The sequence below is a fragment of the Mesorhizobium sp. M0778 genome (genome assembly GCF_040320105.1).
In the GTDB taxonomy this organism is placed as follows: Bacteria; Pseudomonadota; Alphaproteobacteria; order Rhizobiales; family Rhizobiaceae; genus Mesorhizobium.
Genome location: NZ_JAMYPA010000001.1, coordinates 385,272 through 399,020, shown reverse-complemented (window position 1 = coordinate 399,020; position 13,749 = coordinate 385,272). Strand labels below are relative to the sequence as shown.

16 protein-coding genes and 1 pseudogene are annotated in these 13,749 nt (G+C 61.7%); 9 read left to right on the top strand and 8 right to left on the bottom strand.

The window, feature by feature from the left end:
• Nucleotides 1-212 precede the first annotated feature (212 nt).
• Nucleotides 213-2,195, top strand: coding sequence for a DUF3857 domain-containing protein (locus tag NKI22_RS02010; protein WP_352536420.1), 1,983 nt, complete (start codon nucleotides 213-215; stop codon nucleotides 2,193-2,195).
• A 25-nt stretch (nucleotides 2,196-2,220) separates the two neighbouring features.
• Here NKI22_RS02010 and NKI22_RS02005 read toward each other — a convergent pair whose 3' ends face one another.
• On the bottom strand, nucleotides 2,221-4,023 hold the full coding sequence (locus tag NKI22_RS02005) for an ABC transporter transmembrane domain-containing protein (RefSeq protein WP_352480929.1): 1,803 nt from the start codon (nucleotides 4,021-4,023) through the stop codon (nucleotides 2,221-2,223).
• Nucleotides 4,024-4,227: 204 nt separating this feature from the next.
• On the opposite strand from NKI22_RS02005, the gene rpmE reads away from it, so the two are divergent.
• Complete coding sequence (rpmE, locus tag NKI22_RS02000; protein WP_006327661.1) at nucleotides 4,228-4,449, top strand: 50S ribosomal protein L31; 222 nt, start codon at nucleotides 4,228-4,230, stop codon at nucleotides 4,447-4,449.
• Nucleotides 4,450-4,519: 70 nt separating this feature from the next.
• On the opposite strand, the gene NKI22_RS01995 is transcribed toward rpmE, so the two are convergent.
• A complete protein-coding gene (locus NKI22_RS01995) occupies nucleotides 4,520-5,227 on the bottom strand; it encodes a hypothetical protein (RefSeq protein ID WP_352958169.1) in 708 nt (235 codons plus the stop codon).
• Nucleotides 5,228-5,387: 160 nt separating this feature from the next.
• Between NKI22_RS01995 and NKI22_RS01990 the strand changes: the two genes are divergently transcribed.
• Nucleotides 5,388-6,461, top strand: a complete 1,074-nt coding sequence (locus NKI22_RS01990) for an AraC family transcriptional regulator (RefSeq protein ID WP_352937336.1) — start codon at nucleotides 5,388-5,390, stop codon at nucleotides 6,459-6,461.
• 16 nt (nucleotides 6,462-6,477) lie between these two features.
• Here NKI22_RS01990 and NKI22_RS01985 read toward each other — a convergent pair whose 3' ends face one another.
• The gene (locus NKI22_RS01985; RefSeq protein WP_352937335.1) at nucleotides 6,478-7,119 is read right to left on the bottom strand and encodes a TetR/AcrR family transcriptional regulator; all 642 of its coding nucleotides are present in this window, start codon (nucleotides 7,117-7,119) and stop codon (nucleotides 6,478-6,480) included.
• A 112-nt stretch (nucleotides 7,120-7,231) separates the two neighbouring features.
• Between NKI22_RS01985 and NKI22_RS01980 the strand changes: the two genes are divergently transcribed.
• Both NKI22_RS01980 and NKI22_RS01975 read left to right on the top strand, forming a co-directional pair.
• The gene (locus tag NKI22_RS01980; protein WP_352640132.1) at nucleotides 7,232-8,065 is read left to right on the top strand and encodes a Rossmann-fold NAD(P)-binding domain-containing protein; all 834 of its coding nucleotides are present in this window, start codon (nucleotides 7,232-7,234) and stop codon (nucleotides 8,063-8,065) included.
• A 1-nt stretch (nucleotide 8,066) separates the two neighbouring features.
• Nucleotides 8,067-8,546 carry an anthrone oxygenase family protein gene (locus tag NKI22_RS01975; RefSeq protein WP_352480934.1) on the top strand — a complete coding sequence of 160 codons (480 nt, stop codon included), beginning with the start codon at nucleotides 8,067-8,069 and terminating at the stop codon, nucleotides 8,544-8,546.
• A 20-nt stretch (nucleotides 8,547-8,566) separates the two neighbouring features.
• On the opposite strand, the gene NKI22_RS01970 is transcribed toward NKI22_RS01975, so the two are convergent.
• The 3 genes from NKI22_RS01970 to NKI22_RS01960 all read right to left on the bottom strand — a co-directional run bounded on the left by NKI22_RS01970 (nucleotide 8,567) and on the right by NKI22_RS01960 (nucleotide 10,180).
• On the bottom strand, nucleotides 8,567-8,878 hold the full coding sequence (locus NKI22_RS01970; protein ID WP_023719638.1) for an Rdx family protein: 312 nt from the start codon (nucleotides 8,876-8,878) through the stop codon (nucleotides 8,567-8,569).
• Nucleotides 8,875-9,624, bottom strand: a complete 750-nt coding sequence (locus NKI22_RS01965; protein ID WP_352480936.1) for a YebC/PmpR family DNA-binding transcriptional regulator — start codon at nucleotides 9,622-9,624, stop codon at nucleotides 8,875-8,877. The genes NKI22_RS01970 and NKI22_RS01965 overlap by 4 nt, the downstream gene beginning before the upstream one ends.
• 232 nt (nucleotides 9,625-9,856) lie before the next feature.
• Nucleotides 9,857-10,180: an ArsR/SmtB family transcription factor gene (locus tag NKI22_RS01960; RefSeq protein ID WP_352815026.1), complete on the bottom strand. Its 324-nt coding sequence runs from the start codon at nucleotides 10,178-10,180 to the stop codon at nucleotides 9,857-9,859.
• Nucleotides 10,181-10,231: 51 nt separating this feature from the next.
• Here NKI22_RS01960 and NKI22_RS01955 point away from each other — a divergent pair.
• The 4 genes and pseudogenes from NKI22_RS01955 to NKI22_RS01935 all read left to right on the top strand — a co-directional run bounded on the left by NKI22_RS01955 (nucleotide 10,232) and on the right by NKI22_RS01935 (nucleotide 12,053).
• Nucleotides 10,232-10,714, top strand: a pseudogene (locus tag NKI22_RS01955) (SRPBCC domain-containing protein).
• A gap of 28 nt (nucleotides 10,715-10,742) precedes the next feature.
• On the top strand, nucleotides 10,743-11,195 hold the full coding sequence (locus tag NKI22_RS31405) for a VOC family protein (protein ID WP_502897678.1): 453 nt from the start codon (nucleotides 10,743-10,745) through the stop codon (nucleotides 11,193-11,195).
• Nucleotides 11,192-11,554 carry a hypothetical protein gene (locus tag NKI22_RS01940; protein WP_352640128.1) on the top strand — a complete coding sequence of 121 codons (363 nt, stop codon included), beginning with the start codon at nucleotides 11,192-11,194 and terminating at the stop codon, nucleotides 11,552-11,554. Before NKI22_RS31405 ends, NKI22_RS01940 begins: the two co-directional genes overlap by 4 nt.
• 31 nt (nucleotides 11,555-11,585) lie before the next feature.
• Nucleotides 11,586-12,053: an SRPBCC family protein gene (locus NKI22_RS01935; protein WP_352850067.1), complete on the top strand. Its 468-nt coding sequence runs from the start codon at nucleotides 11,586-11,588 to the stop codon at nucleotides 12,051-12,053.
• A gap of 22 nt (nucleotides 12,054-12,075) precedes the next feature.
• Here the strand turns inward: NKI22_RS01935 and NKI22_RS01930 are convergent, their stop codons facing one another.
• Both NKI22_RS01930 and NKI22_RS01925 read right to left on the bottom strand, forming a co-directional pair.
• Entirely contained in the window at nucleotides 12,076-12,840 is a 765-nt protein-coding gene (locus NKI22_RS01930; protein ID WP_352494148.1) for a TerC family protein, read from the bottom strand.
• Nucleotides 12,841-12,910: 70 nt separating this feature from the next.
• A complete protein-coding gene (locus tag NKI22_RS01925) occupies nucleotides 12,911-13,735 on the bottom strand; it encodes a TIGR00282 family metallophosphoesterase (protein WP_023678036.1) in 825 nt (274 codons plus the stop codon).
• Nucleotides 13,736-13,749: the final 14 nt, after the last annotated feature.

Genomic DNA, 13,749 nt, shown 5'->3' with positions numbered 1-13,749 from the left:
AGAAATCCGCGAAACTGGCCTTTACTTTGGAAGGAAAGCCTCTGAAAAAGGAGTTCTTCCAAGTTGGGCGAGCGTAGATGTCTGCCTGTTACAGTTTTCGTAGGATGAAGTCTTTCTGGCCCCGCTTGGTATTTTTCATCTTGTTGATCGGCCTGAGTTCTCCGGCCATGTCCGACGACATGGTTCTCAAGGGCCCCGCGGAAAGCTGGGTAATGCAGGTTGATATTCCGGCTGCCGATCCCACCCGATCGGATCAAATCAAGAATGGCGTTTCATGGCTGCTCTCGGACGACCAGATCAAGCATCGCGCCGGCGGCTATGTCGAGTACTCGCGCACAGTCTATAAAATCGTTGACCGTCCCGGGCTGGATCGGGGCGCGAGTATCGATCTGCAATTCGATCCGTCCCGGCACAAGGTCACGCTCAACCATCTTCACATCATCCGCGACGGCGCCGTTTTGGACCGGCTGGAAGACGTCGAATTCGACATCTTCCGCAGGGAAAGAGATGCCGAGAAAGGCGTCTTCGACGGCTGGCTGACAGCACATGTCAACATCGATGACGTGCGCGCCGGCGACATCGTTGATTACGGATCGACCTATGAGATAACGCCGCTCGTTGGCAAGGATCTCTTCTTCAAGAATTTCTCCACCGAATGGGAAGAGCCGGTAGCGCTTATCCGCACGAGCATCATTTGGCCTTCGGGCCAGCCGCTCGAGACCAAGACAAGGGGGACCCAACTCAAGCCTTCGATCTCGTCGACAGGGCCGGACACGACCTATCTGTGGGAAATTCCAAACCCGAAACCGGTCAATGTCGAGGACAACCTGCCCGTGACATATCCAGGCTGGGGCTCTATCGATGTCGCATCGACCGCGAATTGGCAAAGTGTGGTCGATGCTGTTGCGCCCTATTACAAGCCAGCGACCGTTTTTCCCTCGGCCTTTGCCGCAAAGCTCGACGACATCGCACTGCGGCATCCAGTGCCCGAAGACCGGATGGTCGAGGCAATGCGGTTGGTGCAGGACCAGATCCGCTATGTAAGCCTGTCGATGGGTGCCGGTTCCTACATTCCGCGTGATCCCGCGACCGTCATCCTGAGCGGGTTTGGTGACTGCAAGGACAAGGCACTGCTGCTGGTTTCTTCGCTTGTGCGGCTTGGCATTGCTGCCGAGGTTGCCCTGGCCGATCTCGACGAAGGGCGGGCCCTGGACCAGCATCTGCCGGCGCTTCGCGATTTCGACCATGCCATCGTCAAGGCGAGGATCGGAACAAAGACATATTGGCTGGATGCTACCGACTATCTTCAGGGCGGCAAGGCGCCCAATCTCGCACAGTCGGACTACGGCTTCGCGCTGCCGCTTTCCAGCACCGGCGGATTGGAGAAGATGCCGAGTCCTGTGCTTACCAGCCCATCGATCCAGATCGCCGAGGACTTCGATTTTCCGCGGAAACCGGGCGATCCCCTCGTGCTGACGGTCTTCTCGACATATCAGGACGCCGATGCCGATTGGATGCGCGGCAATTTGGCCAGCCGGTCGCTGAGCGAGGTGTCGGACGCCTACCTGAAATACTACAACAAGCAATATCCGGGCATCCAAACCGTCGCCAAGCCGGAAATCGTGGATCGCCGCGACGACAACATAGTGAGCGTGAAGGAAAGTTATCGCTTGCCGGCAGAGGCGCTGGCGGCCAACGATCTGGCAAAGAATTTCCCGATCCGCGCGGCCGATCTCGGCAACAACTCTCTTCCAACCCCGACAATCGTCGACCGAACCGGGCCAGTCTCCATCGGCCCCCAGTTCTACCGGCGTCACAAGATAACGGTGCGCAACCTCAAGGCGAGGTTTTCCGGCGAGTCGATGAAAAACGTCGTGACGCCCTATCTATCTCTCAAGGCGTCCTGGTCCAACACGCCCACCGAATTTCAAGTCGAATGGAACTTTCAGAGCCTGGCAACTGAAGTGCCGGCCAAGGCGATTGCCGACTATCTGAAAACCGTCGATGACGTCGCGGACGAAATCCGGTGGCAGTACGATTTTACCTATGAAGAGCCGCCTGCCGATGTGCAGCTCAGCGATCCGGCAAAGGAGCAGCGACAGACCGTCGCCAGCATGCTTTTGTTGTCGTTGCTTGTCGGCGTTCCCCTGTTCATCGCCTATCGACGCGGCAAACGCCGAGCTTTCGGTAGCTGAAGAATCCCAGCGGTCGCTGGGGGACCTACTCGGCCGCGCCCCTGAAGGCATTCGCCCCGGTTTCGAACTGCAGCTTGGCCAGCCGCGCATAGATGCCGCCCTTGGCGACCAGGCTCTGATGCGTGCCTTCCTCGACGATGCGGCCGCCATCCATGACCAGGATGCGATCGGCCTTCAGCACGGTTGCCAGCCGATGGGCGATGACGATCGTGGTACGCCCCTGCATCAGCCGGTCGAGCGCCGTCTGCACCAGCGTCTCGCTTTCGGCATCGAGTGCCGAGGTCGCCTCGTCGAGCAGAAGGATCGGCGCATCGCGCAAAATGGCGCGGGCGATCGCCACGCGCTGGCGCTGGCCGCCCGACAGCGTCACCCCGCGCTCGCCGACCTGGCTGTCATAGCCCTTTTCGAGTTTCAGGATGAACTCGTCGGCAAGCGCGTCTTTCGCCGCCGCCTCGATCTCGGCCTGGCTGGCGCCCGGCCGGCCAAAGCCGATATTGTCGCGCGCGCTTGCGGCAAAGATGGTGACATCCTGCGGCACGATGGCTATGCGCGCGCGGATCGCGGCCGGATCGGCCTCGCGCAGATCGACTCCGTCGATGACGATCCTGCCGGCTTCCGGATCGTAGAAGCGCAGAAGCAGCGAAAACACGGTGCTCTTGCCGGCGCCGGATGGTCCGACGATCGCCACCGTCTCGCCGGGTTTGACCTGAAAGCTGAGGCCATGGACGGCAGCGCGGTCGGGCCGGGCCGGATAGGAGAAGGAGACATCGTCGAAGCTGATCGCGCCTCTCGCCTTTGCCGGCAGCGGCTTCGGATCGGCGGGCGCCTGGATCGCGGGTTTCTCGGCCAGGATCTCGGTCAGCCGTTCGGCAGCGCCTGCTGCCTGGGACAGTTCGCCCCAGACCTCCGACAAGGCGCCGAGCGCGCCAGCAGCGAACACCGAATAGAGCAGGAATTGGCCAAGCGTACCTGGCGACAGCGTGCCGTCGAGCACGTCGCGCGAACCGAACCACAGCACCGCCACCACCGAGGAAAAGATCATGAAGATGGCGAAGAAGGTGAGAAAGGAGCGGGCAAAGATCGAGGCCCGCGCCGCTTCGAACGCTGCTTCCACGGCGGATGAAAAATACCCGGTGACAAGCTTCTCGTTGGTGAAGGCCTGCAGGGTGCGGACCGCGCCGATCTGCTCGCTGGCATAGGCGGTGGCATTGGCCAGAGTATCCTGCGCCAGCCGTGACTTGCGCCGCACCGAGCGGCCGAAGGCGACCAGCGGCAGCACGATTAACGGAATGGCCGCGATGACCAGGCCGGACAGTTTTGGGCTGGTGAAGACCATCATCGCCACGGCGCCAAGGCCGAGGATGACGTTGCGCAAAGCCACCGAGGCGGTAGCACCCACGGCCGATTTGACCTGTGTCGTGTCGGCGGCGAGCCGCGAGACGATCTCGCCCGACTGGGCCGTGTCGAAGAAGGAGGGCGACAGCGTCGTGACGTGGGCAAAGACATCGCGGCGGATATCGGCAACGACGCGCTCGCCCAGCGTGATGACGAAATAGTAGCGGCTGGCAGACGCCGCCGCCAGCACGGCGGCCATCACCACCAGCATGGCGAAATATTCGGCAATGAAGCTGGAATCGGAAGCGGAAAAGCCGTGATCGATCATCCGCCGCACGGCCAGTGGCAGCGCCAGCGTCGTCGCCGCCGCGACGGCCAGCGAGATGATCGCGCCGATGACCATTTTGCGGTAATGGGTGATGTAGGGAAACAGGCGCTGCAGCGGCCTCAGCGAGCGCCTGCGCTCGTCTGCATCGCCGCTGATGTTCGCCATGACCGTGTCCTTTGGCCTTTTGAGGTTTGCGCCATCAATATGCGCTTGCCGCGGCCTTGTGATTCAATTCCGGCTGATGTATAGGCTCGCCGACCGTTTTAGAAGCCGTGGCTCCTCAATAGCTGCGGCTTCGAGTTTTAAAAAGGGGCGCATCGACGCAGGCTTCAGCCCGTCGGCAGCACCCGGCAAGCCAGGAACAGAACCATGAAGACCGACATCCATCCCGACTACCACACCATCAAGGTCGTCATGACCGACGGCACCGAATACATGACCCGTTCGACCTGGGGCAAGGAAGGCGATACGATGAACCTCGATATCGACCCGACGACCCATCCGGCCTGGACCGGCGGCCAGCAGACCCTGCTCGACCGCGGCGGCCGCCTGTCGAAGTTCAAGAAGCGCTTCGAAGGTTTTGGCCTGTAAGGTCGAAGAACGCTCAAGCCGCATTGGCTGCCTGCAGATAAAAAACCCGCCCTTGTGGCGGGTTTTTTATTCAGCGGATCGTCGCGCGAACGAAATCGCCCTTGATGACGATCGAGGGTTTGGCGCCGGCGGTGTTGGGAAGCGAACTGTCGACGAAGGACGCCAATGCTGTCACCGAATAGCTGATCGGAACCTGCTGGCCGAAGGACAGCGTGGCATCCAGCGCCTTGCCGGCAATCGCGATGTTTTCGTCCTGCCGGATGCTGCCATAGAAGAGATTGACCTTCAGCGCCTCGCCCTTGAGATCGATGCTCGAAGCATGCCCGTCGAGTGAAACATCGGCGGCCTTGCCGGCGATGGCGATAGTAGAGAAATTCCCCGCTATGTTGGCTTGCAGCGCCGCTTGGTCGATCGACACGGAACTCTCGGGTTGGATGTTGGCGTTGATCTCGACCACGCAGTCCGAAGGATCCAGCCACGAGGAGGGAGCAACATCGATGCGTAGCGTCGAGGCCACCAGCTTCATGTCGCTGGCGGAACGGCAGTCACTGGCGAACCAACTCGAATACCAGCTCGCAAACCAGCCTTCACGGCGGCCGCTGATCGTCGCGTGGTAGGGTGCCGCGGACGAAGTGGTGAGCTTGACGGAACTGGCTTCGCCGGTGATGACGACGGCGCTCACCCCGACGAGATCGAGCGTCTTGGAGGCCTCACCGGTCGCCGGCGATGCCAGGGCAACGCCGGCAAAAGGCAGCAAGACGAGAATTGCGGATTTCATCATTGTCTCCGATCATGTTGGGCGGTCGCGACTGGACCGTGGCGTTGTCGAGATGATCTGAAACGTCGATTTCCGCGACCTTGATCGCGATCCGGGACGACCGCGAACGCAATCCGGGTCATTGTCGGCCGCTGCCCGCTTTGGAACCACGCTTGCGATCATGATCTTCATTCCCCTGCCATTCGTCGTTGCCCTGTTGCTGGTCATCCTGCTCGTGCAGATGGTCCGCCGAAACGAGGCCGATCTGCGTGAAAACATCGCCTTCATGCTGCTGATCGCCGCCTATGCCTTGCAGTCGGTGCTGATCGGCATTCGCTGGGGTTATGATGTCAGGGCAATCATGCCGTTCCAGTCGGTCCTGGCGACACTGATCGCACCCCTTGCCTGGATAGCCTTCAGCGGTTTGACAAAGGAACCGTCCGCGCATCGCCTGGCATCACTCTGGCCGCATTTGCTGCCGGCCTGCCTGGTTGTCCTGCTCCTGATCTTCTGGCGCGAGCCGGTCGGGCCGGTGATCATCCTCGTTTTCCTGTCCTATGGCGCCGCCCTTCTTTGGCTAGCGCTGGCCGGTCCGGATGTTCTTGTCGAATCGCGTCTCGACGGCGTCTTGCGGTCCTACCGATCGCTGTTGGTGACGGCGCTGGCGATCCTTGCATCGCCGGTCACCGACATCATCATCAGCTTCGACCTCGAATGGACAGGTGGCACTCATTCCGGCGCGGTGATTGCCGCCGCCAACGTCCTAGCGCTGATGCTGCTCGGCAGCGCGGCCGCTGTTGCCAGCGAAACCGCTGCTTCCGACGAAGAGGAAGAGGATGTGTCGCACGCCCAAACCACGCCACGGGCAACCAGCGAAGATTCCGCGATCGCGGCGGCGGTCGACGCGCTGATGACATCGAAAGATCTCTACAAGGATGTCGATCTCAACCTCGGGCGCATCGCCAGGCGGCTCGGCCTCCCCGCGCGGCAAGTGTCATCGGCGGTCAATCGCGTCCACGGATCGAGCGTATCCCAATACGTCAACGGCAGGAGGATCGATGAGGCCCGCCGCTTGCTCGCGGCGACCGACGAACCGATCACCCGCATCATGCTCGACGCCGGTTTCCTCAGCAAATCGAACTTCAACCGTGAGTTCCGGCGCATCACCGGCCTGAGCCCGAAGGCATGGCGGCGGAAGTATCGGCCGCCGAAGGGCACGATGCCGGCCATCTCCTTGCCAGGCAAGGGAAAATGAATGCGCGCGGCGCCGGTCAAGCGCCGAGCAACTCCCGCAGAGCCATCCGCTTGTAGGCCGCAACCAGCCTGTCACCCTCTTGCCGGTCGACCGAAATCGCCAGCCGCATTGCTGCCTCGCCCATCTGCCAGATGAGAAATGCCGTCGTTTCCAGCGCTTCCGGATCGGCGGACGGCCGCAACCGCTTCAGCACCGCCGTGAGGAATTCGGCGTTGGCCCGGCTGTCGGCAAGCTCAAGCTCGCGCAATGCTTTGTCGGCCTGTGTCCCCGACCAGATGTCGCGCATCACCGGCTCGGCCAGGAATAACCGGTAGTAGATATCCACCAGCTCCGAAAACGCCTGGCGCAGGCCGTCGGCGTCATTGACCTCGGCCAGTGCTGCCGCAATGCAGGCCTGGCTTTCGGCGGTGTAGCGTTCGGCCAGCGCCCAAATGATTGCCCGCTTGTCCGGGAAGAACTGGTAGAGCGAGCCGATCGACACGCCGGCCCTCTCGGCCACCTCGCCCATGCGCATCGCATCGCTGCCTTGCTCGGCGATCAGCGCCGACGCTGCGGCCAGCATGCGCTCGACCCGCTCGCGGCTACGCTGCTGGCTCGGCGCCCGGCGCGGCGATGCGATCTGGCCATCCTGTGAATCCGATACGGCAGAGCCTTCCATCACTGTCTCCAGGCGAACAATCAACAAATTGGCTTGACTCGCAAAATACGAGGGTTTATCACGTTTGGCAAATGTGAGGATTACTCACATTTGCAAACTGAGGAAAATCGACATGAACCCTACTGTAACGAAACCAACTTTGATCCTCGGCGGCACCGGCAAGACCGGCCGCCGCCTCGCTGAGCGGCTGACGGCGCGGGGTCTGCCGGTGCAGATCGGCTCGCGCTCGGGTACGCCGCCCTTCGACTGGGAAAATAGCACGACCTGGGAGCCCGCGCTTGATGGTGTCGGCGCCGTCTACATCAGCTACTATCCTGATCTTGCGGTGCCCGGCGCGGCCGACACCGTCGGCGCCTTCTCTCGTCTTGCCGTGGAGTGTGGTGTGCGCCGGCTGGTACTGCTGTCGGGGCGCGGCGAAACGGAAGCACAGCGCGCCGAAGAGATGCTCAAAGCTTCAGGCGCCGATTGGACGATCCTGCGCTGCGCCTGGTTTTCCCAGAACTTCAGCGAAGGCTTCCTCGTCGAATCTTTGCAGGAGGGCGAGGTGGCGTTGCCGGTCGGCAGTGTGGGCGAACCATTTGTGGATGCCGACGATATCGCGGAGGCCGCCTTTACCGTGCTAACCCGGCAAGGACATGTCGGAGAGCTCTATGAGCTGACCGGGCCGCGGCTGCTGAGCTTTGCCGACGCGGTCGCCGAGATCGGCAGGGCCGCAGGCCGCGACATCCGTTTCAAGCGGGTTTCCCATGCCGAGTTCACCGCCGCCATCGCCGAGCACGAGTTGCCGGCCGAGTTCGCCTGGCTGCTCAACGAGCTGTTCACCGAAGTGCTCGACGGCCGCAACGAAACGCTGACCGACGGCGTCCAGCGCGTGCTCGGCCGCGCCCCAAAAGACTTTTCCACCTACGCAACCGAAACCGCCGCCACGGGCATCTGGAGGAACTGACATGATCATGAAACTGCTTCCCACCCTCACCTTCGTCGCTGCCATTGGCTCAGGCGTTGTCGGCGGCGTTTTCTTCGCCTTCTCCAACTTTATCATGCCGGCGCTCGCCCGCTTGCCTGCCGGAGGCGGCATCGCCGCCATGAATTCGATCAACATCACCGTGATTACGCCGGCATTCATGACCGCGCTATTCGGCACCGGGCTGGTCTGTCTTGTGCTTGCCGCCGGCGCTCTTATCGGCTGGAGCCAGCCGGGCGCGTTCTGGCTTCTCGCCGGCGCCCTGATCTATCTCGTCGGCAACCCGATCGTGACGATGATGTTCAACGTGCCGCTCAACAACGCCCTGGCCGCCGTCGATCCGGCAAGCGCCAACGGCGCCGCGGTATGGGCCACTTATCTCAAGGACTGGGTGATGTGGAACCATGTCCGCACCATCACCGCCATCGTGGCGCTGGGCTGCTTTATCTTCGCGTGGCGGTGAATGCCGGGGCAAGAAGACCCTCAGGCAGGGTCCTTCGACTTATGACCCTTGCGATCGGCATGGCCGAGATCGCGATCCGGATCGATGACGTCGCGAACCAGTTGCTTGAGCTTTGCGGCGTCGGGAAAACCGCCGTCACGTTTGCGGTCCCAGACCAGCGTGTCATTGCAGGAAATGGTGAAGATGCCGCCGGTACCGGGTACCAGCGTCACTTCGCCGAGATCGGTGCCGAAGGTGGACAGCAGCTCCTGCGCCATCCAGCCGGCCCTGAGCAGCCACAGGCACTGCGTGCAATAGGTGATGCGGACTGTAGGCAGCGCGTGTTGGGTCATGCCGCGCTGAGCTTCGCCAAGGTCTCCTCGTCGACCTCGAAATTGGCGTAGACGCTCTGCACGTCGTCGTCATCTTCAAGCGTCGCGACCAGCTTCATCAGCGATTGTGCCCGCTCCTCGTCGACCGCGATATTGGTCTGCGGCTTCCAGATCGGCTTCACCGATTCAGCCTCGCCGAGCGCGCCTTCCAGCGCCTTCGACACCTCGCCGAGATTCTCGAAGGCGCAGTAGATCGTGTGGCCTTCCTCGTCCGACTGGACGTCGTCGGCGCCGGCCTCGATCGCCGCGTCCATCACCTTTTCGGCGCTGCCGGCCGATGCCGGATAGTAGATCTCACCGATGCGGTCCCACATGAACGACACCGAGCCGGTCTCGCCCATCGCCCCGCCGGCCTTGGTGAAGGCAGCGCGCACATTCGACGCCGAGCGGTTGCGGTTATCGGTCAGCGCCTCGACGATCAGCGCGACGCCGCCCGGCCCATAACCCTCGTAGCGCACGGCCTCGTAGGTCTCGGCATCGCCCATCGACGCCTTGTTGATGGCGCGCTGGATGTTGTCCTTCGGCATCGACACCGCCTTGGCGTTCTGCACCGCAAGGCGCAGGCGAGGGTTCATCGATGGATCGGGCGTGCCGCTCTTGGCGGCGACGGTGATTTCGCGCGCCAGCTTGGAAAACATCTTCGATCGCACCGCATCCTGACGGCCCTTGCGGTGCATGATGTTCTTGAACTGTGAATGGCCAGCCATGGCACCCCTGTCGTCTTCTCGGCTAGAGCATCCGCGGCCTGGTGAACCACCCGGCGCCTTGCAAAGTGCTCGAATTCAAAATCTCAGAACGTCCTGCTGCGTCCGGACGGACGTACGGCGCTCTATGTCGGAATGGCCGGCTTATAGATAAATCGGCTCAATTCGTCCAGCCGCGCCGTGGCAGACGACACGCAAGGGCTTGAGACCCGAAAAGGCAGGCTTCGGCGGCCGTTCACCCCTCCAGATCGGACTTCAGCCGGTCGAGAATGCTGATCGCGTGCGTGGCATATTGGCTGATCCAGCGGTCGTGGATGTGCTTGATCGGCAGCGCGTTGAGATGGTTCCAACGCTCGCGGCCCTCGCGCCGCGCCACGACCATGTCGGCCTCCTCCAGCACTTTCAGATGCAGCATGATCGTGCAGCGGTCCATGTCGGGGAAGGCATCGCACAACATGCCGGTGGTCTGCGGCGCATCCTTCAGCCGGTCCAGCAACTCACGCCGGCGCGGATGCGCCAGCGCCTTGAAAACATTGTCGTCCTGCGAATGGCTTGACATGTTAGGTTTCTATAACATATCGTTGAGCCATTCAAGGAAGGAGCTGTGGATATGTCTCTTGGATTCAGGGTTTCGGGCCGCATCGGCAAACCTGTCGCCGAAGTCTTCGACGCGGTCGTCAATCCGAAGAAGCTTAGCGGCTATTTCACTACGATCGGCGGCGCCAGCGCGCCGCTGGTGGCTGGTGCCGGTGTTGTCTGGTGGGGCAACGTCCCCGTCGAGGTCGACGAAGTGATCAAGGACAGCCGCATCGTGCTGCACTAGGACGCCTCCGATGCCGACGGCAAGCCAGCCTACAAGACCCGCATCGAGATGAATTTCGAACCGCTCGATGATGGCGGCACCTTTGTCACCATCGCCGAGACCGGCTGGCGCGAGGACGCGGTCGGCCTGAAGAAGTCCTATCTCAATTGCGAGGGCTGGTCGCAGATGCTGGCCTGCATGAAGGCCTATGTCGAATACGGCATCAATCTGCGCGACGGCTATTACCGCAGCGAGATGAAGGGCGAGCCGGCCAACGAGAACAACATCTGAAAAACCACCAAGATGACGGAGGCCTGCGATGAAGCAAGTGACGCCATTTCTGATGTTCGAGGGCAAGGCCGAAGAGGCAATGACCTTCTATTGCGAGACGATCCCCGACAGCAGCGTCCTTGACGTCACACGTTACGGCTCCGGCGAAGACGGCCCGGAAGGGACGGTCAAGCTGGCGCGCGTGTCCATAAGCGGTCTGGAAGTGATGGTCTACAACAGCCCCGTGCACCATGCCTTCACATTCAACGCCGTCGGTCTCGCTGTATGTGGATTGCTCCACGGAGGCAGAGCTGAACGGCATTGTCGAGGCCCTGGCCAAGGACGGCAAATTTCTGATGCCGCTGGACAATTATGGTTTCAGCCGCCGGTTTGCATGGCTCAACGACAGGTTCGGAGTCTCCTGGCAAATCAATTTGGCATAGCGGGTTCTGGACCGAACCGGCCAATCGAACCTGAACACGGGAATGGAGCCAGCAAATGACCGCGAAGATCAGCGGCGGCATCAACATCGCCATGAAAGTGCCGCCACATCAATACCAGGCAACGATCGCCTTCTATCGCGACGTCATCGGCCTGAAGCCATTCACGGCCAAGGCGCCCGCTATCGGCTTTGAACTCGGTCCCAATCGCCTGTGGATCGACGAGGCGCCGATGCTTAGTCAGGCCGAGGTCTGGCTGGAACTGTTCACCGATGATTTTCCAGGCGCGGCGGACCATCTCGCCAAGGCCGGCGTCGTGCGCTGCGACGCCATCGAGGCACTGGGTGAAGGCTTTCGCGGCGGCTGGATCACCAACCCGGCCAACATCATTCACCTCGTGCGCGAACCCGATGCTTGGTGAACCGGGGCGGCGCCGTGGAAAGGAGGACGCTATGGAAATCCGTGAAACACCGACCGCCGAAGCCGGCATGCTGATAAGGCGGCCGGTCGCCGACGTATTCGAAGCCTTCGTCGATCCGGCGATCACGACAAAATTCTGGTTCACCCATGGCAGCGACAGGTTGGACAGCGGCAAGGAAATCCGTTGGGAATGGTACATGTATGGCGTCTCAACGACGGTCAGCGTCAGTGAGATCGTCGAAAACAAGAAGATCGTCATGCAATGGAGCGATCCACCGACCACGGTGGTGTGGACCTTCACCGAGATGCCGGGCGGCACGACCTTTGTCGAGGTCCGCAATTTTGGCTTTGCCGGCAGCGGCGACGAGCAGATCAAGCAGGCGATCGACTCGACGGGCGGCTTTGCGCTGGTGCTCGCCGGCGCCAAGGCGTGGCTCGAGCAAGGCCTGACGCTTGGCCTGACCGGCGACCGCCATCCGAAGGGTTTGCCGGCGCAATAAGGTCAGCCGCGGTGGGCCATCCTCAGTGCCCGCCGCCCTTTGCCTTCTTCCGCCGCCGCGCCAGCATGTTGAGCCCTTCGACCAGTGCCGAAAACCCCATAGCAGCGTAGATGTAGCCTTTCGGCACGTGGTAACCCATGCCGTCGGCGATCAGCGTCATGCCGATCATCAGCAGGAACCCTAGCGCCAGCATGACGATGCTGGGGTTCCTGGCGATGAAATCGGCCAGCGGCCCGGCCGCCAGCATCATCACGCTCACCGCCACGATCACCGCGATGTACATGATCGCGATTTCGTCGGTCATGCCGACGGCGGTGATGATCGAGTCGATCGAGAAGACGAGGTCGAGCAGCAATATCTGGAAAATGGCGCCGGCCAGCGACAGCTGCAGTGTTTCGCCCATCATCGTGTCCTGGTGATCATCGAGATCGACCGTGTGGTGGATCTCCTTGGTCGCCTTCCAGACGAGGAACAGGCCGCCGGCAATCAGGATCAGGTCGCGCCATGAAAAGCCGTGGCCGAAGGCGGTGAATATCGGCATCGTCAACTGGACGATGATCGAGATGGTGGCCAGCAGGATCAGCCGCATCACCAGCGCGGCGGAGATGCCGAGCCGCCGGGCGCGGGCTCGCTGCGCTACCGGCAATTTGTTGGTCAAAATCGAGATGAAGATCAGATTGTCGATGCCGAGCACGACCTCCAGCACGATCAGCGTCAGCAGCGCGACCCATGCCGTCGGGTCGGAGACAAAGGCGAAATGCGGCGCCAGGAATTCGACTAGCTGCATGGAGGTCGTCCCCTCTACGATCTAGAGCAGTTTCGCCGGCAATTGGGTATTGCAAGCGTCCATATCAATGTCACGACCAGAAGGAAGGAGCCGTTTCCTCCAGCCGCGGGCCGCGGCGAAACGGCGCGATCCGTTCAGTCAGGCCGCTACGGTCGGAAATGTCGACGCCGACGCCGCACAATGTCGCCGGTCCGGTCGACGCCTCGAAACGGCCTTTCGGCACCTTGGACAAAAACCGGTTGAGCGGCTCCTCCTTGTCCATGCCGAGCGAGGAATCGTAATCGCCGCACATGCCGGCATCGGAAATATAACCGGTGCCGCCATTGAGGATCTGGTGATCGCCGGTCGGCTGATGCGTGTGGGTGCCGACAACAAGGCTGGCACGGCCGTCGACGAAATGGGCGAAGCACATTTTTTCCGAGGTCGCCTCGGCATGGAAATCGATGACGATCGCATCGGCCTGCTCGCCAAGCGGACAAGCGGCAAGTTCGCGCTCGCCGGCCTGGAACGGATCGTCGAGCTCGGGATGCATGAACACCCGGCCCATGATGTTGGCGACCAGCACGCGCGCGCCGTTCCTGGCGATGTAGACGCCTGAGCCGCGCCCCGGCGTGCCTTTCGGGAAGTTGGACGGACGCAGGAAGCGTTCCTCGCGCGGCGCGAAAATCAGCGCATCGCGTTGGTCCCAGACATGGTTGCCGGTGGTGACGACATCGGCGCCGGCCGAGATCGTCTCGCGAAAAATCTCCTCGGTGATGCCGAAGCCGCCGGCGGCGTTCTCGCCATTGACGATGACGAAGTCGAGTTTGAAATCCGAGATCAGGCCGGGCAGTTGTTCCCACACCGCCGTACGTCCTGTCTTGCCGACCATGTCGCCGAGAAAGAGAAGTCTCATATAAGCGTGATCCT

Bases quoted from the DNA above. Each gene is read 5' to 3' on its own strand.
- NKI22_RS01960 (WP_352815026.1), bottom strand. From the start codon at position 10,180: ATGTCAAGCCATTCGCAGGACGACAATGTTTTCAAGGCGCTGGCGCAT.
- NKI22_RS01985 (WP_352937335.1), bottom strand. From the start codon at position 7,119: ATGGAAGGCTCTGCCGTATCGGATTCACAGGATGGCCAGATCGCATCG.
- NKI22_RS01925 (WP_023678036.1), bottom strand. From the start codon at position 13,735: ATGAGACTTCTCTTTCTCGGCGACATGGTCGGCAAGACAGGACGTACG.
- NKI22_RS01995 (WP_352958169.1), bottom strand. From the start codon at position 5,227: ATGAAATCCGCAATTCTCGTCTTGCTGCCTTTTGCCGGCGTTGCCCTG.
- NKI22_RS01930 (WP_352494148.1), bottom strand. From the start codon at position 12,840: ATGCAGCTAGTCGAATTCCTGGCGCCGCATTTCGCCTTTGTCTCCGAC.
- NKI22_RS01965 (WP_352480936.1), bottom strand. From the start codon at position 9,624: ATGGCTGGCCATTCACAGTTCAAGAACATCATGCACCGCAAGGGCCGT.
- NKI22_RS01990 (WP_352937336.1), top strand. From the start codon at position 5,388: ATGATCTTCATTCCCCTGCCATTCGTCGTTGCCCTGTTGCTGGTCATC.
- NKI22_RS01970 (WP_023719638.1), bottom strand. From the start codon at position 8,878: ATGACCCAACACGCGCTGCCTACAGTCCGCATCACCTATTGCACGCAG.
- NKI22_RS01935 (WP_352850067.1), top strand. From the start codon at position 11,586: ATGGAAATCCGTGAAACACCGACCGCCGAAGCCGGCATGCTGATAAGG.
- NKI22_RS02010 (WP_352536420.1), top strand. From the start codon at position 213: ATGCAGGTTGATATTCCGGCTGCCGATCCCACCCGATCGGATCAAATC.
- NKI22_RS02005 (WP_352480929.1), bottom strand. From the start codon at position 4,023: ATGGCGAACATCAGCGGCGATGCAGACGAGCGCAGGCGCTCGCTGAGG.
- NKI22_RS31405 (WP_502897678.1), top strand. From the start codon at position 10,743: ATGAAGCAAGTGACGCCATTTCTGATGTTCGAGGGCAAGGCCGAAGAG.
- NKI22_RS01940 (WP_352640128.1), top strand. From the start codon at position 11,192: ATGACCGCGAAGATCAGCGGCGGCATCAACATCGCCATGAAAGTGCCG.
- NKI22_RS01975 (WP_352480934.1), top strand. From the start codon at position 8,067: ATGATCATGAAACTGCTTCCCACCCTCACCTTCGTCGCTGCCATTGGC.
- rpmE (WP_006327661.1), top strand. From the start codon at position 4,228: ATGAAGACCGACATCCATCCCGACTACCACACCATCAAGGTCGTCATG.
- NKI22_RS01980 (WP_352640132.1), top strand. From the start codon at position 7,232: ATGAACCCTACTGTAACGAAACCAACTTTGATCCTCGGCGGCACCGGC.